Here is a 21,136-nt window from a genome sequence, read left to right on the forward strand (position 1 = left end):
CATTTAATGTCGTCATCCAAGAATCGACTGGACCCGATCCCGCAGCCGCCGACCAAGCCGGTGGTCGGCAATATGCTGTCGCTGGATTCGGCGGCGCCCGTGCAGCACCTGACGCGGCTCGCCAAGGAGCTCGGTCCGATCTTCTGGCTCGACATGATGGGCTCGCCGATCGTCGTCGTCTCCGGCCACGATCTCGTCGACGAGCTCTCTGACGAGAAGCGTTTCGACAAGACGGTGCGCGGCGCGCTGCGGCGCGTGCGTGCGGTCGGCGGCGACGGCCTGTTCACCGCGGATACCAGGGAGCCGAACTGGAGCAAGGCGCACAACATCCTGCTGCAGCCGTTCGGCAACCGCGCCATGCAGTCCTATCACCCGAGCATGGTCGACATCGCCGAGCAGCTCGTCCAGAAATGGGAGCGGCTCAACGCCGACGACGAGATCGACGTCGTCCATGACATGACCGCGTTGACGCTGGATACGATCGGCCTGTGCGGCTTCGACTATCGCTTCAATTCGTTCTACCGGCGCGACTACCATCCCTTCGTCGAGTCCCTGGTGCGTTCGCTCGAAACCATCATGATGACGCGGGGCCTCCCGTTCGAGCAGCTCTGGATGCAGAAGCGGCGCAAGACGCTCGCGGAAGACGTCGCCTTCATGAACAAGATGGTCGACGAGATCATCGCCGAGCGCCGCAAGAGCGCGGAGGGGATCGACGACAAGAAGGACATGCTCGCCGCGATGATGACCGGCGTTGACCGTTCGACCGGCGAGCAGCTCGACGACGTCAACATCCGCTACCAGATCAACACCTTCCTGATCGCGGGGCACGAGACCACCAGCGGCCTGTTGTCCTACACGCTGTATGCACTGCTCAAGCATCCGGACATTCTCAAGAAGGCCTATGACGAGGTCGACCGCGTCTTCGGCCCCGACGTCAATGCGAAGCCGACCTACCAGCAGGTGACTCAGCTCACCTACATCACGCAGATCCTCAAAGAGGCGCTGCGGTTGTGGCCGCCCGCGCCGGCCTATGGCATCTCGCCGCTGCAGGACGAGACCATCGGCGGCGGCAAGTACAAGCTCAGGAAGGGCACTTTCGTCACCATCCTGGTGACGGCGCTGCATCGTGACCCCAGTGTTTGGGGTCCCAACCCCGACGCCTTCGATCCCGAGAATTTCAGCCGCGAGGCGGAAGCGAAACGGCCGATCAATGCCTGGAAGCCGTTCGGCAACGGCCAGCGCGCCTGCATCGGCCGCGGCTTTGCCATGCACGAGGCAGCGCTCGCGCTCGGCATGATCCTGCAGCGCTTCAAGCTGATCGACCACCAGCGCTACCAGATGCACCTGAAGGAAACGCTGACGATGAAGCCGGAGGGCTTCAAGATCAAGGTGCGTCCGCGCTCCGATCGCGAGCGCGGCGCCTATGGCGGACCTGTCGCAGCGGCGACGGCGCCGAAGACGCAGCGCCAGCCCACCACGCGGCCCGGCCACAACACGCCGATGCTGGTGCTCTACGGCTCCAATCTCGGCACCGCCGAGGAGCTCGCGACGCGCATGGCGGACCTCGCGGAGATCAACGGCTTTGCCGTGCATCTCGGCCCGCTCGACGACTATGTCGGCAAGCTGCCGCAGGAGGGCGGCGTGCTGATCATCTGCGCCTCCTATAACGGCGCGCCACCCGACAATGCGACGCAGTTCGTCAAATGGCTTGGCGACGACCTGCCGAAGGAGGCCTTCGCCGGTGTGCGCTACGCCGTGTTCGGCTGCGGCAACAGCGACTGGGCGGCGACCTATCAATCGGTGCCGCGCTTTATCGACGAGCAATTGTCGAAGCACGGCGCCCGCGCGGTCTATCCGCGCGGCGAGGGCGATGCGCGCAGCGATCTCGACGGCCAGTTCCAGAAATGGTTCCCGGCGGCGGCCCAGGTCGCGACCAAGGAATTCGGCATCGACTGGAATTTCACCCGCACGGCGGAGGACGATCCGCTCTATGCGATCGAGCCGGTCGCGGTCACGGCCGTCAACACGATCGTCGCCCAGGGCGGCGCGGTGGCGATGAAGGTGCTCGTCAACGACGAGCTCCAGAACAAGAGCGGCCCCACTCCCTCGGAGCGTTCGACGCGCCACATCGAGGTGCAGCTGCCGTCCAACATCACCTACCGCGTCGGCGATCATTTGAGCGTCGTCCCGCGCAACGATCCGACGCTGGTGGATTCGGTCGCCCGCCGTTTCGGCTTCCTGCCGGCCGACCAGATCAGGCTGCAGGTCGCCGAAGGCCGGCGCGCGCAATTGCCGGTGGGGGATGCCGTTTCGGTCGGACGCCTGCTCAGCGAGTTCGTGGAACTGCAGCAGGTCGCGACCCGCAAGCAGATCCAGATCATGGCCGATCACACCCGCTGCCCCGTCACCAAGCCGAAGCTGCTGGGCTTTGTCGGCGAGGAGCCTGAAACGCTCGAGCGGTACCGCACCGAGATTTTGTCCAGGCGCAAATCCGTGTTCGACCTGCTGCTGGAATATCCGGCCTGCGAATTGCCGTTCCACGCTTATCTGGAAATGCTCTCTCTGCTGGCGCCGCGCTATTACTCGATCTCGTCCTCGCCGTCGGTCGACCCGGTGCGATGCAGCGTCACGGTCGGCGTGGTCGCGGGGCCGGCCGCGTCCGGGCGCGGTGTCTACAAAGGCATCTGCTCGAACTATCTCGCCAATCGCCGCGCGGGCGATACGATCTATGCCACCGTGCGCGAGACCAAGGCGGGCTTCCGGCTGCCGGATGATTCCTCCGTGCCGATCATCATGATAGGCCCCGGCACCGGACTTGCGCCGTTCCGCGGCTTCCTCCAGGAGCGCGCGGCGCGCAAGGCGAAAGGGACCACGCTCGGCCCGGCCATGCTGTTCTTCGGCTGCCGCCATCCCGATCAGGATTTTCTCTATGCGGACGAGCTGAAAGCACTGGCGGGCGCCGGCATCACCGAGCTGTTCACCGCATTCTCGCGCGCGGACGGACCGAAGACCTATGTGCAGCACGTGCTCGCCGCGCAGAAGGACCGGGTGTGGCCGCTGATCGAGCGGGGCGCGATCATCTATGTCTGCGGCGATGGTGGAAAAATGGAGCCCGACGTGAAGGCCGCGCTGGTCGCGATCCATGGCGAGAAGAGCGGCAGCGATGCCGTCGCCGGCGCCCGGTGGATCGAGGAGATGGGCACGAAGAATCGCTATGTGCTCGACGTCTGGGCGGGTGGGTGATTGTTCGTCCGATCGTGCTAAAGCATTCCCATGATTCCCTGGGAAAAGATCGACACCGCCAAGATCCCCGGCTCCGACGAAGAGCTCCGCCTGATGCGGCGGGGCAAGGAGTTCTCGATCAAGCTCGGCAGCAACGAGCTGATGAACAACCGCCTGTCGGGCTCGGAGGCGGCGCTGGCGACGCTCGCGGCAAAGCAGATCGAGAAGGTCGCTAAGCCCGTCATCCTCATCGGCGGCCTCGGCATGGGCTTTACGCTGCGCGCGGCGCTGGCCGTGCTCGGGCCTAAGGCGAAGATCGTGGTCTCTGAGCTGGTCCCGTCGGTCGTCGCCTGGGCGCGAGGGCCGATGGCGGAAGTCTTCGGCGAGAGCCTCGATGATGCCAGGGTGAGCATCCGCGAAATCGATGTCGGCGAGATCATCCGGGCGCAGCGGTCGGCGTTCGACGCCATTCTGCTCGACGTCGACAACGGACCGGAGGGGCTGACCCGGAAGGGCAATGATACGCTTTATAATGCGAGCGGGTTGACGGCGGCCAAGACTGCGCTGCGGCCGGGCGGCGTGCTCGCTGTCTGGTCGTCAGGACCCAATCCGGCATTCACCAGGCGCCTTCGGACCGCCGGCTTCGATGTGAACGAAGTCAACGTCCGCGCCACCGGAAGGGGCGGCGGCGCGCGCCATGTGATCTGGATGGCAAGGAAGGGTTAGGCGCCCTGAAAATCGTAGGGTGGGCAAAGCGAAGCGTGCCCACCATTTGCATCGATTTGATGGATGGTGGGCACGGCGCGCGAAGGGTGCGCCTTTGCCCACCCTACGCGGCTGCGATATCAGAACATCGTGTTGCCGTTCGCCGGATTTTCAGGAATCTCCTGAACGACGTCCCAGTGCTCGACGATCTTGCCGTTCTCCAGCTTGAAGATGTCGACGATCGCGCGGCCCCTGGCGCCGGGCTCGCGAACGGAGTGGACGTGCAGGATGACGTAGTCGCCGTCCACGAAGCTGCGCTTGATCTCGCTGTGCGAGTTCGGAAACTTTTCACGGAGGAAGCCGATGAACTTCCGGAAGCCGTCCGGGCCATCGGCGGCATTTGGATTGTGCTGCACATAGCGGTTGCCGATATAGGCGATGGCTGCATCGGCGTCCTTCTGGTTGAGGCCCTTCTCGTAGAAGGCGAGCACAGCAGTGCGATTGGCTTCTTCCTGCGCGCTGCCGGCGATTGCGGCGCCGTTGCCGAGGAACAGCATGACAATGGAAGCCGCAATCATGGCGACCGGGCGGACGATGAGATGCATGTGAGCTCCGAGAGGCCGTAGCCTCTTTTGTGATCGAGGGAGGCCTCTATAGCTTTCGTGCCGGCTTCCGTTAAGACAGTCACCGGCAGCTCACATGGTCACCGCGGAGAGACCGCCCGCGAGTCTACGCCGCCCGCGCCGCTGCGCCACGCGCGTGCTTGTCGATGGCGCCGATGATCTCCGGCCAGAAGCGCATCGGCAGCGCGTGGCCCATGCCCGGGATCATCAACAGCTTTGCGTTCGGAATTGACGCCGCCGTGTCCTTGCCGCCTTCGGGATGGACCAGCGGATCGACGGTGCCGTGAATGACGAGCGTCGGCGCCTTCACGGTATGCAGCCGCTCCTTGCGGCTGCCGGAGGCAAGCACGGCGCGAAGCTGGCGGCCGACGCCGGCCGGATTGAGCCCGCGCGCGAACACGCGCTCGGCACGGTCAGGGTCGAGCGCTTCCTCTTCCGGAAAGGAGCCTGCGCGCAGCACCTTCCAGGTCTGGCCGAAGCGGACCATGAACTCCTCCTTGCTGCGCGGCGGCGGCGCCATCAGCATCGCCGCGGCCTCACGTGTCGGCGGCGGTATGCGCGGGTTGCCCGTGGTCGACATGATCGAGGTCAGCGAGCGCACGCGCTGCGGAAACGACAGCGTCACCTCCTGCGCGATCATGCCGCCCATGGACGCCCCGACCAGATGCGCCGACTTGATGCCGAGCGCATCCATCAGACCGACCGTGTCCTTGGCCATGTCGATCAGCTTGTAGGTTGCGGCCACGGGAATCCGCAGGAAGCGGAGCTTCAGCAGCTCGAGCGGCGTCAGGCGCTTGCCGCCGGTGAGATGGCTCGACTTGCCGATGTCGCGATTGTCGAAGCGGATCACGCGGAAGCCGTGCGTGGCGAGCTGCTCGCAGAACGCATCGTCCCAATGGATCATCTGCGCGCCCAGACCCATGATGAGCAGCAGCGGCTCGGCGTTGTCGTTCCCGAAGATCTCGTAACAGATGTCGATGCCGTTGGCGCGGACGGTCTGGGGCGGCTGATGGGCGGTCACGGGTCCCTCCTGCTGATCGCTGCTGTATCGCACGGTTTGCCGCCGCAAAGAAGCGCATGCGCGACGACGCGTCCGCTGCTTGCCGGTTGACCGGCCCCGCGCAACGGTGTGGTATGGCGAAAAAGAAGGGCATCGCAGCTCTCGATACCAGGAGGACGCCGATGACCGACAAGACCAATGACCCCGTCGCCATGTGGCAGAAGATGATGGGTGAGATGGAGAAGGGGTTCAATTCCTTCGCCAATCAGGCCATGTCGTCGCCAGAGTTTTCTCAAGCGCTGAACCGGGCGGGCGGCGTTGCTGCAGGTGCTCAGAAGCAGCTCGGCGAGCTCATGGAGAAATATCTCGTCACGATGAATCTGCCGAGCCGCGAGCAGGTGACGGCGCTCGCGGAACGGCTGCAATCCATTGAAGGCCAGATCGGCGAGATGAAGTCGATGCTGAGCCAGATCGCGGCAAGTTCCGGAATCTCGCAAAGCTTCGATGCTGCGCCGCGGCCGCCGCGGACGAAACGTCCGCCCTCCGAAAACGGAGGACAGACATGAACGCGCCGGCGGCACTTGATTTCGCGTCCATCCCTGAGCGCATCCAGTCCGAGGTGCAGCGCGCGATCCGGCGCAGCATCAAGGGCGTCGAATATTTCTCGACCTCGGGCCCTTCGCTCGGCTCGACGCCGAAGGACGTGCTGCATTCGCGCGGCACCATGAGCCTCTATCACTATCGTCCGATGTCGGACGAGATCTACCGCGTGCCGGTGCTGATCGTGATGGCCACCACCAACCGCGGCTACATTCTCGACCTCGTGCCCGGCCAGAGCTTCATCGAGTTCCTGCTGAAGCGCGGCTACGACGTCTACATGCTCGATTGGAGCGCGCCGCGGCCGGAGGAGAAGAGCCTGCGGATGGAGGACTACGTCCTCGACTTCATCCCGGATTGCGTCCGCCGCGTGCAGCAGGATTCGGGCGAGAAGGACGTTTCCGTCATCGGCTATTGCTTCGGCGGCGTGCTGTCGCTGCTCTACGGCTCGATCCACCAGGACGGGCCGATGAAGAACCTGATCTGCTTCACCACGCCGATCGATTTCCGCGAGATGAAGCTGTTCTCGAATTTCTCCGACCGCCGCTATTTCGACGTCGACCACCTCGTCGACAGCGTCGGCAACGTGCCGCCGGAGATGATCCTGTCCTCGTTCGAGATGCTGCGGCCGGCCTCGCGCACGGTGAGCCAGATCCAGCTCTGGGAGAACATCTGGAACGACGAATTCGTGAAGTCGTACCGGATGTTCGACCGCTGGGCGACCGACACGCTGCCGCTGGCCGGCGAGTATTTCCGCGCCATCACCAAGGACCTGATGTGGGACAACAAGCTGTTCAACGGCACCATGTCGGTCGGCGGCCGTGCGGCCAGGCTCGAGAACATCAAGGTGCCGATCTTGCACGCGGTCGCCGAGCACGACCACATCGTGCCCTATGACGCCGCAAAGCACCTGATCGCCAAGATCGGGTCGGCGGACAAGGAAGAGGTGATGTTGAAGGGCGGTCACGTCTCGCTTGTCGCCGGCGCCAATGCTGTGAAGCGGCTGTGGCCGAAACTGGATTCCTGGCTGGGGAAGAGATCGACATGAGCGAGCAGCGTTCCTATCCGCGCCACGTCAAGACCGACGCCGGCGATATCGAGATCCGTTTGATGTCGCCCGCGGACGAGGCCGCCGTGCTGGCGTTCGGCAAGGGCCTGCCGACCCATGACCTGTTGTTCCTGCCGCGCAACATCAGCGAGCCCAAGGTGCTGTCGGCCTGGGTCAAGGAGATCGAGCGGGGTGCGATCACGAGCCTGCTCGCGGTCAGGGACGGCAAGGTCGTCGGCTGCGGCACGCTGGTGCGCGATCCCCACTCCTGGTCGCCCCATGTCGGCGAGATCCGGATGGTCATTTCGCCTGAGGTCCGCGGCCAGGGCGTGGGCAAGGCGCTGTCGCAGGAGACCTTTGCCCTCGCGCTCGGGGCGGGCCTGGAAAAGCTCTCGGTTCAGATGACCGTCGATCAGCAGGCGGCCATCGCCCTGTTCGAGAGTCTCGGCTTCAAGGCCGAAGCGCTGCTGCGGGATCATGTCCGGGACGTCGACGGCAAGACCCACGACATCGTCGTGCTCGGCCACAACATCGCGCAGGTCCAGGCCCAGATGGAGGCCTACGGGCTGCCAGGCGCGGTCCAGCACTGAGGCGGCCGCCCAGCATTAGGTCCAAATCGGGCCGATCGCGAGGCCAATTGGCTACGGAGGCATCACGATGCCTACCGCTAAGGCTGTTCACGATTTCGTGATATCGCACTGCAATACAAATATTGCATCGCACAATTAACCGTGCCATATAAGCCGTGCCCCGGGCCAATGCGGACGGGGTGAGCCCATAGCTCAACCCAATGAGGATGGAGAGAACCCCATGACCACTGAAACCAACACCGCTTTCGAGGGCTTCAAGGACGCTTTCAAGAACATCCAGAACCTGGAAGTTCCCGAGGCCGCCCGCGAATTCGTCAAGAAGACTGCCAACACCGCCAAGGACCGTGCTGCCGAGGTGTTCGCTGGCTCCGAGCGCGTGACCGCCGCCGTCGAGAACGCGGTGACCGAGTCCGTCACTGAAGCCGGCAAGATCAGCCGCAACATCCAGCAGGCGATCTACGAGGACGCCGAGGCGTTCTTCTCGGGCATCGACAAGCTCGCGTCCGCCAAGTCGTTCAGCGAAGCCGTCGAGATCCAGTCGAGCCTGCTCCGCTCCCGCGGCGAAGCGTTCGTCTCGCGCGCCAAGGCGACCACCGACTATCTCGGCAAGCTCGCCGCCAACGGTGCGAAGTCCGCTCAGGACAACTTCGCCAAGGTCTACAACAAGACCGCCTGATCTGGCCGCCTGAGTAGAAACTGAATTTGAGGCCCGCTTCGGCGGGCCTTTTGTTTTTTGTTTTGCGCCGCCGTCATGGCGAGGAGCGAAGCGAGACTGGATTGCTTCGCTTCGCTCGCAATGACGAGTACTGTGATGCAGTCATGAACGCACCCGTCACCTTCTCCTTCGACACCCCCGGCGATGCCGAACGTGCGGCTGAGCTGCGCCGTGTGAAGGCGCTGGCGACGCTTGTGCTGGTCTCGACGCTTCTGCTCTTCATCGTCGCGAAATGGCTGCTGCCCGTGCATCCCGTGTTCGGCTTCATTGCCGCCTTCGCGGAAGCTGCGACCATCGGTGGCCTCGCCGACTGGTATGCGGTGGTCGCGCTGTTCAAGCGGCCGCTCGGCCTGCCGATCCCACACACCGCGATCATCCAGAGCAACCAGGCCCGCATCGCCGACAAGCTCGGCGAGTTCATCCAGGTGCATTTCCTCGAGGCCGGTCCCGTCGAGGCCAAGCTGAATGAGATCGATTTCGGCTCCTTCGTCTCGGACTGGCTACGCGACCGCAAGCGCAGTGACGATCTGGCGCGTTTCGCGCTGCGTCTGTTGCCGGAGGCCGTGTCCGCGACGGAAAGCTCCGGCCTGATGACCTTCATCATCCGCCGCATGTCCTCGCAGCTCCAGGCGATCGACCTCGCTCCGCTCGCGGCCGGCACGCTGCGCGGCTTCGTTGCGGAGGGGCGGCACCAGATCCTGTTCGACGATCTCTTGCGCGTGATGCACGAGACCTTGAACCAGAAAGAGACGATGGCGATGATCCGCGAGAAGGTGCGCGCGGAGTTGCCGACCCTGCTCAATCTCTATCGCGCCGACAAGTTTCTGGTGAACAAGATCGTCGCCTCCGCCACGGCTTTCTTCAACGAGGTGCGCAGCGATCCCAAGCATCCGTTCCGCGGTGAGTTCGACCGCATGGTGCTGAACTTCGTCGACCGGCTCGGCACCGATCAGGCTTATATCGACCGCATCGACGGCTTGAAGCGCGACCTGCTGGCGCGGCCGGAGCTTGCCGATCTCGCCCGCACCGTCTGGGCCAATACGCGCGCCTTCATCGAGCGCAGCGCGAGCGGCGAGACGCAGGTGCTGCAGCATCATCTCGCCGGCATGTTCGTCTCGGCAGGCGAGGCGCTCGCCGGCGATGCCGAGCTGCGGGGCGAGATCAACAAGGGCCTGGTGACCGTGCTGCGCAGCTTCGTCGCCGATCAGAAGAGCGGCGTCTCCACCTTCATCTCTGACCAGGTCAAGGCGTGGAATATGACGCAGCTGATTTCGCTGATCGAAATCAACATCGGCCGCGACCTGCAATACATCCGCTTCAACGGTTCGCTGATCGGCGGGCTCGCCGGGCTCGCGCTCTACTCCGTAGAATTCCTGCTCCGATGGCTGTGACTTTTGCGTCACGGCCGTTAGCATTAACGCGCGGGCCTATTGTCGGCCATCGTCTCTCCCGCTTGAATATGCGGAACCGGCCGCCTAGCTGATTCATGTTGCGCTGCGGAACGTTCGCGAAGCCGGCGTATTGGAATTCATGCCCATTTGCCGGCATCGCAGCCGGCGCCTTCTCAGGGGAAATCTTGATGACCGCTACTGCCCAGACGCTGCGTCCGCCGTCCCGCACTTTGATGTTTCTGGAAGGGCGCGCGATCCACGAGTTCGGCGCGTTCCTCGGCGCACTGCCGCTGCTGAGCCTCGCGCCGCGCGGGGACGGGCATCCGGTGCTGGTGCTGCCGGGCCTCGTGGCTTCCGATGCGTCCACGCGCGCGCTGCGCTCGTTCCTGACCAGCAAGGGTTATGCGGTGAGCGGCTGGCGCCAGGGCCGCAATTACGGCCTGCGTCCCGGCGTGCAGCACGCGATGGTCGATCTGGTCGAGGAGCTTAGCGACACGCACGGCCGCAAGATCAGCCTGGTCGGCTGGAGCCTCGGCGGCCTCTATGCGCGCCAGCTCGCCAAGATGATGCCCGAGCGTGTGCGCCAGGTCATCACGCTCGGCAGCCCGTTCGCGGGCGATCACCGTTCGACCAATGCCTGGCGGGTCTATGAATGGGCGAGCGGCCGCAAGGCCGACGAGGTCGATCCGCGCTTCGGCGGCGAGCTCGCTGTCCCGCCGCCGGTGCCGACCACCGCCATCTTCAGTCGCACCGACGGCGTCTGCGCCTGGCAGGGCTGCATGGAGAAATCGGGCGCGCAGACCGAGAGCATCGAAATCGAGAGCAGCCATTGCGGCATGGGCCATCATCCCGCCGCGGTCTACGCGGTCGCCGACCGGCTTGCGCAGAAGGAAGGCCAGTGGCGCCCGTTCGACCGCAGCGGCTGGCGCAGCCTGGCCTATCCCGATCCGCATCGGTGAACCTTCGCCTTTCCCCGCACGCGGGGAGAGGCCGGATCGCATCGGAGATGCGATCCGGGTGAGGGGGACTCTCCGCGAGTCCAATTCTCACCGAACGCGCGGAGGCTCCCCCTCATCCCGACCTTCACCCCGCAAGCGGGGAGAAGGAGAAGAGCCGTCGCTGCCGTCCATTGTCGCAGCCGCACCAAACGCGCTATGCCTCGCGCATGGCGCATCCGCTCTCCCGCATCATCGACCAGCTCAAGCGCGAACCGTCGCGCACCGGCTCCATCGTCATCACCGTCTTTGGCGACGCCATCGTGCCGCGCGGTGGCTCCGTGTGGCTGGGGACGCTGCTGGAATTCTTCGAAAGCCTGGACATCGATAGCGGTGTCGTTCGCACCGCGATGTCGCGCCTTGCGGCCGATGGCTGGCTGACGCGCGAAAAGGTCGGTCGCAACAGTTTCTATCGCCTGGCCGACAAGGGCCGGCAGACGTTCGAAGCTGCCACGCGCCACATCTACGATCCGCCGCCATCGGACTGGACCGGGCGCTTCGAGCTGCTGTTGATCGGCAATGGCGAGGACCGCGACGCCTCGCGCGAGGCGCTGCGCAATGCCGGCTTCGGCAGTCCATTGCCGGGGGTCTGGGTCGCACCGTCAGGCGTGCCGGTGCCGGACGAGGCTACGGGCGCGATCCGTCTCGAAGTCTCCGCGGAGGACGACAGCGGCCGCCGCCTGCTCAGCGCGAGCTGGCCGCTGGAGCGCACCGCAGACGCTTATCTGAAGTTCATGAAGACGTTCGAGCCGCTCCGTGCCGCTCTCGCGCGCGGAACAGATCTGTCCGAGGCCGACGCCTTCACCGCGCGCATCCTGCTGATCCACTACTATCGCCGCGTCGTGCTGCGTGATCCGCTGCTGCCCGAAAGCCTGCTGCCGGCGGACTGGCCGGGCAGGGCGGCCCGCGCGCTCTGCGGCGAAATCTATCGCGCGCTGCTTGCTCCGTCCGAGCAATGGCTTGACGGCCATGGAACCAATGAAAAGGGGGCGCTGCCGCCGGCGCGGAAGCTGTTGGAACGGAGGTTTGGCATCTGATTTTTATGTTACAGAAATATCTTGCATGATGTAATTCTTGTTATATATTGCCTCCCAATAAAACGGGAGGACGCGCATGTATACCCAGGCGCTGAACACGGCCGAGACCGATGATCGCGGTCTGGAGGACGCAGGCAAAGCTGCGCAGTTTCAGGCCCGCGTCGATGCGGAGGAACGCATCGAGCCGAACGACTGGATGCCGGCGGCCTATCGCAAGACACTCACCCGCCAGATATCCCAGCACGCGCACTCCGAAATCGTCGGCATGCTGCCCGAGGGCAACTGGATCACGCGCGCGCCGACCTTGCGCCGCAAGGCGGCGCTGCTTGCCAAGGTGCAGGACGAGTGCGGCCACGGGCTCTATCTTTACGCCGCCGCCGAGACGCTCGGCTCCTCGCGCGAGGAGCTCGTCGACGCCATGCTCGCGGGGAAAGCAAAGTATTCCTCGATCTTCAACTATCCGACGCTGACCTGGGCCGACATCGGCACGATCGGCTGGCTGGTCGACGGTGCCGCGATCATGAATCAGATCCCGCTGTGCCGCTGTTCCTACGGGCCCTACGCCCGCGCGATGATCCGCGTCTGCAAGGAGGAGTCCTTCCACCAGCGCCAGGGCTACGAGATCATGCTGACGCTGTGCCGCGGCTCGGACGAGCAGAAGGCGATGGCGCAGGACGCGCTGAATCGCTGGTGGTGGCCGGTGCTGATGATGTTCGGCCCACCGGATGCGACGAGCCAGCACAGCGACACCTCGACGAAGTGGAAGATCAAGCGCTTCTCCAATGACGAGCTGCGCCAGAAGTTCGTCGATGCCACCGTTCCGCAGGCGCAATATCTCGGCCTCACCATTCCAGATCCCGGCATGACGCAGGATGCGGATGGCCACTGGCGCTACAGCGAGATCGACTGGAGCGAGTTCAAGCAGGTGCTCGCCGGGAATGGCCCCTGCAACCGCGATCGCATCGCCGCGCGCCGCAAGGCGCACGAGGAGGGGGCATGGGTGCGCGAAGCCGCCGCCGCTTACGCCGCGAAGCGCGCGCGTCGCCAGACCGCGCAGGCAGCCGAGTAGGGAGATCACGATGGCCACGCCGAACACGCCGCTGTGGGAAGTCTTCATTCGCAGCCGTAACGGGCTCGCGCACAAGCATGTGGGATCGCTGCATGCGAACGACGCGACGATGGCGCTGCAGGCGGCCCGCGACATCTACACCCGTCGCGGCGAAGGCCTGTCGATCTGGGTCGTGCCGTCCACCGCGATCACCGCGAGCGATCCCGCCGAGAAGGGCATGATGTTCGAGCCGGCGGAATCGAAGATCTACCGGCACCCGACGTTCTATGAAGTGCCGGAAGAAGTGGGGCACATGTAGCGCTCTCTCTCCTCATGGTGAGGAGCCGCGAAGCGGCGTCATCGGACGATGCTCCGCATCGCCGAACGAACCATGAAGGCCCGTGACTCGTGGCCCATCCTTCGAGACGGCGCTTCGCGCGCCTCCTCAGGATGAGGTCGGAACAAGTGGGAAGATGGATAGGACAGATGCCGGTCGCCAACATTCAGGTCTCCGAAACGCCGCTGGTGTTCTACGCGCTGCGCCGCGCCGACGATGCGCTGATCCTCGGTCACAGGCTGTCCGAATGGTGCGGGCACGCGCCGATGCTGGAAGAGGACATGGCGCTCTCCAACATCGCGCTCGACCTGATCGGCCAGGCGCGCGAGCTCTATAGCTACGCGGCCAAGGCCGAAGGCAAGGACAATGACGAGGACAAGCTCGCTTATCTGCGCGATGTCAGACAGTACCGCAATCTGCTGCTGGTCGAGCAGCCCAACGGCGACTTTGCCCAGACCCTGGTGCGCCAGTTCTTCTATTCCGCTTTTGCCGACCTCTACTGGCGCGCGATGATGACATCGCGCGATGCGACGCTGGCGGCCATTGCCGCCAAGTCGGAGAAGGAGAGCGCCTATCACCTGCGTCACGCTTCGGAATGGATCATCCGGCTCGGCGACGGCACGGACGAAAGCCATCGACGCGCCCAGGCCGCGATCGATCATTTCTGGGCCTTTACCGGCGAGATGTTTGCCGTCGACGACGGCGAGCGCGCCCTGATCCATGCCGGCATTGCCATCGATCCCGGCACCTTGCGCGGTCGCTGGCTGACGACGCTCTCGGATGTCACCCGTGAAGCAACGCTCACGTTGCCGCAGAACGACTGGATGCAGCAGGGCGGCCGCTCCGGTCGCCACAGCGAGCATCTCGGTCATCTCCTGTCCGAGCTGCAGTCGATGCAGCGCACATTTCCGGGGCAGGCATGGTGACGGTGCTGGACCACGACAGCGAGCTGCGCCGGCGCGCCTGGGATGCCGCCGCGAGCGTGGTCGATCCGGAAATCCCGGTGTTGAGCATTGCCGATCTCGGAGTGCTCCGTGATGTCGTGCTCGACGGCGAACATGTCGAAGTCGCGATCACGCCGACCTATTCGGGCTGCCCGGCCATGAACATGATCGCGCTCGAAATCGAGATTGCGCTGGAGCGGGCCGGTTTTCGTCAGCCAAAGGTGCGAACCGTGCTGTCACCGGCCTGGACCACGGACTGGATGAGCGAGGAGGGGCGCGAGAAGCTGCGCGCCTACGGCATCGCGCCGCCGCAGGCCTCGGGCTCGCGCCGCGCGCTATTCGGCGAGCAGGCCGTCGTTTGCCCGCAATGCGGCTCGGACAAGACCGAGCTGCTGTCCGAATTCGGCTCGACCTCCTGCAAAGCGCTGTGGCGCTGCCAGACCTGTCGCGAACCTTTTGATTATTTCAAGTGTCATTGAGAGACGCACGATGCCAACCCTGTCGTCATTGCGAGGAGCTCTTGCGATGAAGCAATCCAGACTGCTTCCGCGGAAAGACTCTGGATTGCTTCGCGGAGCCTGTCGTCGGGCCGCGCTTTGCGCGGACCCGGTGGCTCGCAATGACGACGGAGAGACCGAACGAGGACGCCTGTAATGTCCGCAGCCGCACCGCGCTTCCACCGTCTGGCCGTCAGCGACCTCCGCCGCGAGGCGTCCGATGCCGTGTCGATGACCTTCACCATTCCCGGCGAGCTTGCCGGCGACTACGCCTTCACGCCCGGACAGTACCTGACGCTCCGCACCATGCTCGACGGCGAAGAGGTGCGTCGCTCCTATTCGATCTGCTCCGGCCCTGACGACGGCGAGATCCGCATCGCCGTGAAAAAGGTCGACGGCGGTGCGTTTTCGAATTGGGCGGCGGACGAATTGAAATGCGGCGACGAGCTCGACGTGATGACGCCGACCGGACGCTTCGGCGCGGTCCCGCCGGCAGATCGCGCGCGGATCCACGTCGGCTTCGCCGCGGGCTCCGGTATCACGCCGATCCTGTCGATCGTGAAGGGCATCCTCGCGCGCGAGCGGGACAGCCGCTTCTTCCTGTTCTACGGCAACCGCACCACCGACAACATCATGTTCCTCGAAGCACTCGAGGAGCTCAAGGATCGCTTCATCGATCGCCTCTCGATCTTCCACGTCATCTCCGGCGAGGAGCAGGACATTCCGATCCTGCATGGCCGGCTCGACGGCGACAAGGTGAGGGTCTTGCTGCGCTCGCTTGTGCCGGCGGGAAGCGTCGATCACATTTTCGTCTGCGGTCCCCTTGGCATGAGCGAGGAGATCGAGGTGACCTGCCGCGATCTCGGCATTGCTGACGAGCGTATTCACGTCGAGCGCTTCGTCTCCGAATTCGGCGGCAAGCCGCGGCCGAAGAAGGCCGTTGCGCCCGACGCGCCGCCGAAGGCGATCGCCTCGCTGATCATCGACGGCAAACGCCGCGACGTGCCGGTCGCCGAGGACGAGGCCATTCTCGATGCCGCGCTGCGCGCCGGCGTCGATCTGCCCTTCGCCTGCAAGGGCGGCATGTGCTCGACCTGCCGCGCCAAGCTGGTCGAGGGCGAGGCGCCGATGGACATCAACTATTCGCTGGAACCGTGGGAGCTCAAGGCCGGTTTTGTTCTCACCTGTCAGGCCAAGCCGTCCACGGAGCGGGTCGTCGTCGATTACGACCATGTTTGACAGTGTGGGCCAACCAGCAGAACATTGCGTGCAAACAGCCGGGAGAAGCGCGTGAACGTCAAAGCCGCCCTGTCACCTGAGGATGTTGCCCGCGCCTGCGCTCAGGCGATGTGGGCCGAGGACGATGCTTCCAAAGGTCTCGGCATGGAGATCGTCGAGATCGGCCCCGGTTATGCGACGCTTGCGATGACGGTGCGGCCGGACATGGTCAATGGCCAGCGCATCGCCCATGGCGGCTTCATCTTCACCCTCGCCGATTCCGCCTTCGCCTTTGCCTGCAACTCGCACAACGAGCGCGTCGTGGCCGCGCAGGGACAGATCACCTTCATCAAGCCGGGAAAGCTCGGCGACCGGCTCGTCGCGAAGGCGGGTGAGGTGACTCGAGGTGGACGCTCCGGCATCTACGACGTGCGCGTCACCGTTGGCGACACTGTCATCGCCGAATTCCGCGGGCATTCGCGTGTCATTCCCGGCACGTGGCTGCCGGCGCAAGATCAATAAGACCAAATAAGAAAAAACAAACCAATGTGGGGAAACGAGAATGGCTCTGACGAGGCGCAAGGAAGGTGCCAGCAGCTATAGTGCCGAGATGGATGCGCATGAGCGCGCATCGCGCGACGAGCTCATGGCGCTGCAGACGCAGCGGCTGGCCTGGTCGCTGAAGCACGCCTACGACAACGTCGCGCATTACCGCAAGGCGTTCGACAAGGCCGGCGTGCATCCGTCCGATTTTCGCGAACTCTCCGATCTCGCAAAATTTCCGTTCACGGTGAAGACGGACCTGCGCGACAACTACCCCTTCAACATGTTTGCCGTGCCGCGCGAGAAGCTGGTGCGGGTGCATGCCTCTTCCGGCACGACCGGCAAGCCGATCGTGGTCGGCTACACCCAACGTGACATCGACACCTGGTCGGAGGTGATGGCGCGCTCCATCCGCGCCGCCGGCGGCCGCACCGGCATGATCATCCACAATGCCTACGGCTACGGGCTCTTCACCGGCGGATTGGGGGTGCACTACGGCGCCGAAAAACTCGGTTGCACGGTGGTGCCGATCTCCGGCGGCATGACCGAGCGGCAGGTGCAGCTCATCAACGACTTCCGGCCCGACATCATCACGGTGACGCCGAGCTACATGCTGGCGATCCTCGACGAGTTCAAGCGCCAGAAGCTCGATCCCCGCCAATGCTCGCTCAAGGTCGGCATCTTCGGCGCCGAGCCCTGGACCAATGCGATGCGCGGCGAGATCGAGGACGCCTTCGACATGGATGCGACCGACATCTATGGCCTCTCCGAGGTGATCGGCCCCGGCGTCGCGCAGGAGTGCATCGAGACCAAGGATGGCTTGCACATCTGGGAGGACCATTTCTACCCCGAAGTGATCGATCCCCAGACGGGTGCGGTGCTTCCGGACGGCGAGAAGGGCGAGCTGGTGTTCACCTCGCTCACCAAGGAAGCTTTCCCCGTGATCCGCTATCGCACCCGCGACCTGACACGGCTGCTGCCGGGCACGGCGCGGCCGGGCATGCGGCGGATGGAGAAGGTCACGGGCCGCTCGGACGACATGATCATCCTGCGCGGCGTCAATCTGTTCCCGACCCAGATCGAGGAGGTGCTGCTCGCCACCGACTGGTGCGGCGGCCATTTCATCCTCGAACTGACCCGCGAAGGCCGGATGGACGAGCTGACCATCATCGCCGAGGCGCGGCCCGAAAGCTGGGACGGCCGCGGGCTCGTCGATCATGCGGACCGGATCGCGACCCACATCAAGAATACGATCGGCGTCAGTTCGAGGGTTCAGGTGGTCGCGCCGGCCACGCTGGAGCGCTCGCTCGGCAAAGCCAAGCGGCTCTACGACAAGCGGCCAAAGGACTAGCTCTCAACCCTCATGGTGAGGAGGCGCGTCAGCGCCGTCTCGAACCATGTGGGCCCGGCTCTCGCAGCGGGGCCTTCATCCTTCGGACGCCTGCTTCGCAGGCTCCTCAGGATGAGGGGAGGCGGTTGACTCGACCGGCCCCAAAGGCGACAAGGCCCGCGAGGAAACGCGGGTCTGTTCATGTCGCCAGCCGATGCCAAAACGGTCGAAGCGCGCTGTGTGCGCCTCAATGCCAAGGCTGAAAACGCCGCTGCGCTTGCGCCGGTGGTCGAACGCCAGCCTCTTGCGCGCGGGCCGAACGATCTGCTGATCGAGGTGAAGGCCGCCGCCGTCAATCCCTCCGACGTCAAGGCTGCGACCGGGCTGATGCCCTATGCCGTGTTCCCCAGGACCCCCGGCCGCGACTACGCCGGCGTGGTGGTCGACGGGCCCGCCGGCACAATGGGACGCGAAGTGTTCGGCTCCTCCGGAGACCTCGGCATCCGCCGCGACGGCACCCACGCAACCCATCTCGTCGTCGAGGCCGATGCGGTCGTGGACAAGCCCAAGACCGTGTCCTGGGAGGAGGCCGCCGGCATCGGCGTGCCCTTCGTCACCGCGATGGAAGGCTTTCGCCGTGCCGGGGTGCCGAAGAGTGGCGAGACCGTGCTGGTGTTCGGCGTCAACGGCAAGGTCGGCCAGGCCGCGGTGCAGATCGCGACCTGGCAGGGCGCGCGCGTCATCGGCGTGGTGCGCAAGGCGGAAGCTTATGAAGGTCACGCCAACGCACCCATCGAGGTGATCGACGCCTCCGCCACCGACGTTGCCACGCGCGTGCGCGAATTGACCGGCGGCAAGGGCGCCGACATCGTCTTCAACACGGTCGGCGATCCCTATTTCCAGGCCGCGCACAAGTCGCTCGCCTTGCGCGGCCGCCAGATCCTGATCGCCGCGATCGACCGTATCGTGCAGTTCAACATCCTCGAGTTCTATCGGGGCCAGCACACCTATGTCGGCATCGATACGCTCGGCCTATCCTCGACCGCGACGGGCGCGGTCCTGCGCGACCTCGGGCCCGGCTTTGCGAGCGGCCATCTGAAGCCGTTTCCGATCAACGCGAATGCGATCTATCCGCTGGAGCGCGCCAAGGAGGCGTACGTCGCCGTCGCCGGCTCGTCGCGCGACCGTGTGATCCTGAAGCCGTAACACACCGTCATTGCGAGCGCAGCGAAGCAATCCAGAAATGCAGCCGCGGAGACAGACTGGATTGCTTCGCTGCGCTCGCAATGACGGAGAATGGCGAGAGGTCTGAGAACAACCGATGGAATCCACCCAGCTCGTCATTCTCGCCGGCCTCGTCATTGGCCTCGTCTACGGTGCCGTGGGCCTGCTCAGCGGTTTCTGCCTGATGAGCAGCATGCGCGGCTTTCTGGTGGACGGCGACGGACGGCTGGTGCGGACCTATGCGCTGGCAATCGCGGTCGCGATTGCCGCGAGCCAGCTTCTCGTCGGCAGCGGCACCGTCGATCTCGGCAAGTCGATCTACTTGCAACAGACCTTCTCGGTGCCGGTGCTGTTCCTCGGCGGCCTGCTGTTCGGCTACGGCATGGTGCTGTCGAATGGCTGCGGTTCGCGCGCCCTGGTGCTGCTGGGGCGCGGCAATCTCCGCTCCTTCGCCGTGGTGATTGTGCTGGCGATTGCTGCGCAGATGACGCTCAAGGGCCTGATCGCACCGGCGCGCATTGCGCTGGTCCAGGCCTCGCAAACCACGGTCAACGCCAATTCGCTCCCGTCCGTGCTGGCGACGCTCGGTCTGACGGAGGCGCTTTCGCGTGCGCTTGCCGCCGCGACGATTGTCGTGGCGTTGATCCTGTTTGCGTTTGCCCATCCGGCGTTCCGCCGCTCGCCCGGCCAGATCGCTGCCGGTGTCCTTGTCGGCCTCCTCGTCGCCGGCGGCTGGTACGTCACCGGCTATGTCGGCGCCGACGACTTCAATCCCGTCCCGGTAACCTCGCTCACCTTCATCGCGCCGATCGCTGATGCCCTGCAATACGCCATGCTCTCGACCGGGCTGACGCTCAACTTCGGCATCGCGACGGTGGCCGGCGTCTTCGCCGGCAGCCTCGCGACGGCGCTCGCGACGGGCCGCTTCAAGCTCGAGGGCTATTCATCGCCACGCCACATGCTGCGTTCGGGCGCAGGTGCCGCGCTGATGGGGATCGGCGGCGTGATGGCGTTCGGCTGCTCGATCGGGCAGGGGCTCACGGGCGTTTCGACCCTCGCGCTGGGGTCGTTCATCGCGGTTGCCGGCATCCTGCTCGGCACCGCGGCGGGGCTGCGCGGAAGCTTGCGCGTTCAGCCGCTCGCTGTGGCCTGACTCCGCAGGAGCCGATCGCCCAGCGTGGCAAGACCGATGCCGGTGACGATCAGCCCGGCCGCGACAGCGAGGCTCATGTCGATCGGCTCGCCCAGCAGGATCGCCGCGCTGGCGATGCCGACGAGCGGCGTTCCCGTGGTGCCCAGCGCCGTGGTCAGCGCCGAGATGCTCTTGTTGACCATCGACATCGCCCAATAGGCCAGCGCGGTCCCGATCAGACCGGAATACAGGAACAGCAGGATGAGCCTCCACGACCATTCCGCATGCGGCAGGCCGTTCGTGACCATCGCCGACGCTGTCAGCACGATCGTCGCCACGAGCACCTGCCAGATCAGAAGCTGGAGCGGCGAGGCGATCCAGCGATGCGCGCGGATATAGATGATGTTCGCGGCCCAGGAGATCGCGGCCAGGATGACCATGCCGGCGCCGAGCACGACGTTTGCATTGGTCCAGTCGATGGACGCGGGGTTCAGGATCACGGCAAGGCCGATCAGCCCGAGCAGGGCGCCGGCGAGCTTTGGCGCGGTCAGCGTATCCTTCCCCAGCAAGGGCGCGGCGATCGCGACCCAGAGCGGCGTGGTGTAGCCGAGCACGATGGCCTTGCTCGCAGGCAGGAAGCGCACACCAGCCGCGACCAGGACCGAAAATATCGTCATGTGCAGCAGCGCCACGCTCAGGACCACGGGAATGTCGCGCCGCTCCGGGATCACCAGATTGTTGCTCAGTCCGAGGATCACGAACAATCCGGCCAACGCGATCCAGCTCCGGATCGCTGAAGTCCACAACGGCGGAAGGAACTGGACGAGCTGCTTCGTCACCGACCAGTTCACGCCCCAGGCCAGCACGACGATGAGGAACAGGCCGACGGCGGCGCGAGGGGACAGGGAATTCATCTCGGTGGTCCTTGAAGCAGTCCAGC

The 21,136-nt window shown here is 64.9% G+C and carries 21 protein-coding genes; 18 read left to right on the forward strand and 3 right to left on the reverse strand.

Features of this window, described 5'->3' with window-relative positions; genetic code table 11:
* The first annotated feature begins 6 nt into the window (after window positions 1-6).
* Window positions 7-3,243 (forward strand): bifunctional cytochrome P450/NADPH--P450 reductase, encoded by a 3,237-nt coding sequence (locus IQ16_RS04845; protein WP_018648132.1) that lies wholly within the window; start codon window positions 7-9, stop codon window positions 3,241-3,243.
* Between the two features lie 30 nt (window positions 3,244-3,273).
* Window positions 3,274-3,948 carry a polyamine aminopropyltransferase gene (locus tag IQ16_RS04850; RefSeq protein ID WP_018648131.1) on the forward strand — a complete coding sequence of 225 codons (675 nt, stop codon included), beginning with the start codon at window positions 3,274-3,276 and terminating at the stop codon, window positions 3,946-3,948.
* A gap of 119 nt (window positions 3,949-4,067) precedes the next feature.
* On the opposite strand, the gene IQ16_RS04855 is transcribed toward IQ16_RS04850, so the two are convergent.
* On the reverse strand, window positions 4,068-4,532 hold the full coding sequence (locus tag IQ16_RS04855; RefSeq protein ID WP_018648130.1) for a nuclear transport factor 2 family protein: 465 nt from the start codon (window positions 4,530-4,532) through the stop codon (window positions 4,068-4,070).
* A gap of 124 nt (window positions 4,533-4,656) precedes the next feature.
* Window positions 4,657-5,571 carry an alpha/beta fold hydrolase gene (locus tag IQ16_RS04860; RefSeq protein ID WP_026312833.1) on the reverse strand — a complete coding sequence of 305 codons (915 nt, stop codon included), beginning with the start codon at window positions 5,569-5,571 and terminating at the stop codon, window positions 4,657-4,659.
* 161 nt (window positions 5,572-5,732) lie between these two features.
* Here IQ16_RS04860 and IQ16_RS04865 point away from each other — a divergent pair, with 161 nt between their 5' ends.
* From IQ16_RS04865 to IQ16_RS04940, 16 genes are all read left to right on the forward strand, one after another.
* Window positions 5,733-6,116 (forward strand): hypothetical protein, encoded by a 384-nt coding sequence (locus tag IQ16_RS04865; protein WP_026312832.1) that lies wholly within the window; start codon window positions 5,733-5,735, stop codon window positions 6,114-6,116.
* The gene (locus tag IQ16_RS04870) at window positions 6,113-7,195 is read left to right on the forward strand and encodes a PHA/PHB synthase family protein (protein ID WP_018648127.1); all 1,083 of its coding nucleotides are present in this window, start codon (window positions 6,113-6,115) and stop codon (window positions 7,193-7,195) included. Before IQ16_RS04865 ends, IQ16_RS04870 begins: the two co-directional genes overlap by 4 nt.
* Window positions 7,192-7,785: a GNAT family N-acetyltransferase gene (locus IQ16_RS04875; protein WP_026312831.1), complete on the forward strand. Its 594-nt coding sequence runs from the start codon at window positions 7,192-7,194 to the stop codon at window positions 7,783-7,785. The genes IQ16_RS04870 and IQ16_RS04875 overlap by 4 nt, the downstream gene beginning before the upstream one ends.
* 220 nt (window positions 7,786-8,005) lie before the next feature.
* Window positions 8,006-8,461: a phasin gene (locus tag IQ16_RS04880; RefSeq protein ID WP_011085671.1), complete on the forward strand. Its 456-nt coding sequence runs from the start codon at window positions 8,006-8,008 to the stop codon at window positions 8,459-8,461.
* Window positions 8,462-8,604: 143 nt separating this feature from the next.
* Complete coding sequence (locus tag IQ16_RS04885) at window positions 8,605-9,891, forward strand: DUF445 domain-containing protein (RefSeq protein ID WP_020608147.1); 1,287 nt, start codon at window positions 8,605-8,607, stop codon at window positions 9,889-9,891.
* Window positions 9,892-10,079: 188 nt separating this feature from the next.
* Window positions 10,080-10,850 (forward strand): alpha/beta fold hydrolase, encoded by a 771-nt coding sequence (locus IQ16_RS04890; RefSeq protein ID WP_026312830.1) that lies wholly within the window; start codon window positions 10,080-10,082, stop codon window positions 10,848-10,850.
* Between the two features lie 206 nt (window positions 10,851-11,056).
* The gene (gene paaX, locus IQ16_RS04895) at window positions 11,057-11,923 is read left to right on the forward strand and encodes a phenylacetic acid degradation operon negative regulatory protein PaaX (protein ID WP_018648123.1); all 867 of its coding nucleotides are present in this window, start codon (window positions 11,057-11,059) and stop codon (window positions 11,921-11,923) included.
* 76 nt (window positions 11,924-11,999) lie between these two features.
* Window positions 12,000-12,992: a 1,2-phenylacetyl-CoA epoxidase subunit PaaA gene (gene paaA / locus IQ16_RS04900; RefSeq protein ID WP_018648122.1), complete on the forward strand. Its 993-nt coding sequence runs from the start codon at window positions 12,000-12,002 to the stop codon at window positions 12,990-12,992.
* A gap of 10 nt (window positions 12,993-13,002) precedes the next feature.
* Window positions 13,003-13,290, forward strand: a complete 288-nt coding sequence (gene paaB, locus IQ16_RS04905) for a 1,2-phenylacetyl-CoA epoxidase subunit PaaB (RefSeq protein ID WP_014496929.1) — start codon at window positions 13,003-13,005, stop codon at window positions 13,288-13,290.
* A gap of 167 nt (window positions 13,291-13,457) precedes the next feature.
* Window positions 13,458-14,234 carry a 1,2-phenylacetyl-CoA epoxidase subunit PaaC gene (paaC, locus tag IQ16_RS04910; RefSeq protein ID WP_018648121.1) on the forward strand — a complete coding sequence of 259 codons (777 nt, stop codon included), beginning with the start codon at window positions 13,458-13,460 and terminating at the stop codon, window positions 14,232-14,234.
* Window positions 14,228-14,731, forward strand: a complete 504-nt coding sequence (gene paaD / locus IQ16_RS04915; RefSeq protein ID WP_018648120.1) for a 1,2-phenylacetyl-CoA epoxidase subunit PaaD — start codon at window positions 14,228-14,230, stop codon at window positions 14,729-14,731. Before paaC ends, paaD begins: the two co-directional genes overlap by 7 nt.
* A gap of 174 nt (window positions 14,732-14,905) precedes the next feature.
* A complete protein-coding gene (gene paaE / locus IQ16_RS04920) occupies window positions 14,906-15,988 on the forward strand; it encodes a 1,2-phenylacetyl-CoA epoxidase subunit PaaE (RefSeq protein WP_018648119.1) in 1,083 nt (360 codons plus the stop codon).
* Between the two features lie 51 nt (window positions 15,989-16,039).
* Window positions 16,040-16,489 (forward strand): hydroxyphenylacetyl-CoA thioesterase PaaI, encoded by a 450-nt coding sequence (gene paaI, locus IQ16_RS04925; protein ID WP_018648118.1) that lies wholly within the window; start codon window positions 16,040-16,042, stop codon window positions 16,487-16,489.
* Window positions 16,490-16,529: 40 nt separating this feature from the next.
* Window positions 16,530-17,861, forward strand: a complete 1,332-nt coding sequence (gene paaK / locus IQ16_RS04930) for a phenylacetate--CoA ligase PaaK (protein WP_018648117.1) — start codon at window positions 16,530-16,532, stop codon at window positions 17,859-17,861.
* A 180-nt stretch (window positions 17,862-18,041) separates the two neighbouring features.
* Window positions 18,042-19,046 (forward strand): quinone oxidoreductase family protein, encoded by a 1,005-nt coding sequence (locus IQ16_RS04935; RefSeq protein ID WP_018648116.1) that lies wholly within the window; start codon window positions 18,042-18,044, stop codon window positions 19,044-19,046.
* Window positions 19,047-19,161: 115 nt separating this feature from the next.
* Window positions 19,162-20,217, forward strand: coding sequence for a YeeE/YedE family protein (locus IQ16_RS04940; protein WP_018648115.1), 1,056 nt, complete (start codon window positions 19,162-19,164; stop codon window positions 20,215-20,217).
* On the opposite strand, the gene IQ16_RS04945 is transcribed toward IQ16_RS04940, so the two are convergent.
* A complete protein-coding gene (locus IQ16_RS04945; protein ID WP_018648114.1) occupies window positions 20,196-21,110 on the reverse strand; it encodes a DMT family transporter in 915 nt (304 codons plus the stop codon). The two genes, IQ16_RS04940 and IQ16_RS04945, sit on opposite strands and share 22 nt — an antisense overlap.
* Between the last annotated feature and the right edge of the window lie 26 nt (window positions 21,111-21,136).

Source organism: Bradyrhizobium huanghuaihaiense (assembly GCF_007830635.1).
GTDB classification, from domain to species: Bacteria; Pseudomonadota; Alphaproteobacteria; order Rhizobiales; family Xanthobacteraceae; genus Bradyrhizobium; species Bradyrhizobium huanghuaihaiense.

Bases quoted from the DNA above. Each gene is read 5' to 3' on its own strand.
- IQ16_RS04845 (WP_018648132.1), top strand. From the start codon at position 7: ATGTCGTCATCCAAGAATCGACTGGACCCGATCCCGCAGCCGCCGACC.
- IQ16_RS04850 (WP_018648131.1), top strand. From the start codon at position 3,274: ATGATTCCCTGGGAAAAGATCGACACCGCCAAGATCCCCGGCTCCGAC.
- IQ16_RS04855 (WP_018648130.1), bottom strand. From the start codon at position 4,532: ATGCATCTCATCGTCCGCCCGGTCGCCATGATTGCGGCTTCCATTGTC.
- IQ16_RS04865 (WP_026312832.1), top strand. From the start codon at position 5,733: ATGACCGACAAGACCAATGACCCCGTCGCCATGTGGCAGAAGATGATG.
- IQ16_RS04870 (WP_018648127.1), top strand. From the start codon at position 6,113: ATGAACGCGCCGGCGGCACTTGATTTCGCGTCCATCCCTGAGCGCATC.
- IQ16_RS04875 (WP_026312831.1), top strand. From the start codon at position 7,192: ATGAGCGAGCAGCGTTCCTATCCGCGCCACGTCAAGACCGACGCCGGC.
- IQ16_RS04880 (WP_011085671.1), top strand. From the start codon at position 8,006: ATGACCACTGAAACCAACACCGCTTTCGAGGGCTTCAAGGACGCTTTC.
- IQ16_RS04885 (WP_020608147.1), top strand. From the start codon at position 8,605: ATGAACGCACCCGTCACCTTCTCCTTCGACACCCCCGGCGATGCCGAA.
- IQ16_RS04890 (WP_026312830.1), top strand. From the start codon at position 10,080: ATGACCGCTACTGCCCAGACGCTGCGTCCGCCGTCCCGCACTTTGATG.
- paaX (WP_018648123.1), top strand. From the start codon at position 11,057: ATGGCGCATCCGCTCTCCCGCATCATCGACCAGCTCAAGCGCGAACCG.
- paaA (WP_018648122.1), top strand. From the start codon at position 12,000: ATGTATACCCAGGCGCTGAACACGGCCGAGACCGATGATCGCGGTCTG.
- paaB (WP_014496929.1), top strand. From the start codon at position 13,003: ATGGCCACGCCGAACACGCCGCTGTGGGAAGTCTTCATTCGCAGCCGT.
- paaC (WP_018648121.1), top strand. From the start codon at position 13,458: ATGCCGGTCGCCAACATTCAGGTCTCCGAAACGCCGCTGGTGTTCTAC.
- paaD (WP_018648120.1), top strand. From the start codon at position 14,228: ATGGTGACGGTGCTGGACCACGACAGCGAGCTGCGCCGGCGCGCCTGG.
- paaE (WP_018648119.1), top strand. From the start codon at position 14,906: ATGTCCGCAGCCGCACCGCGCTTCCACCGTCTGGCCGTCAGCGACCTC.
- paaK (WP_018648117.1), top strand. From the start codon at position 16,530: ATGGCTCTGACGAGGCGCAAGGAAGGTGCCAGCAGCTATAGTGCCGAG.
- IQ16_RS04935 (WP_018648116.1), top strand. From the start codon at position 18,042: ATGTCGCCAGCCGATGCCAAAACGGTCGAAGCGCGCTGTGTGCGCCTC.
- IQ16_RS04940 (WP_018648115.1), top strand. From the start codon at position 19,162: ATGGAATCCACCCAGCTCGTCATTCTCGCCGGCCTCGTCATTGGCCTC.
- IQ16_RS04945 (WP_018648114.1), bottom strand. From the start codon at position 21,110: ATGAATTCCCTGTCCCCTCGCGCCGCCGTCGGCCTGTTCCTCATCGTC.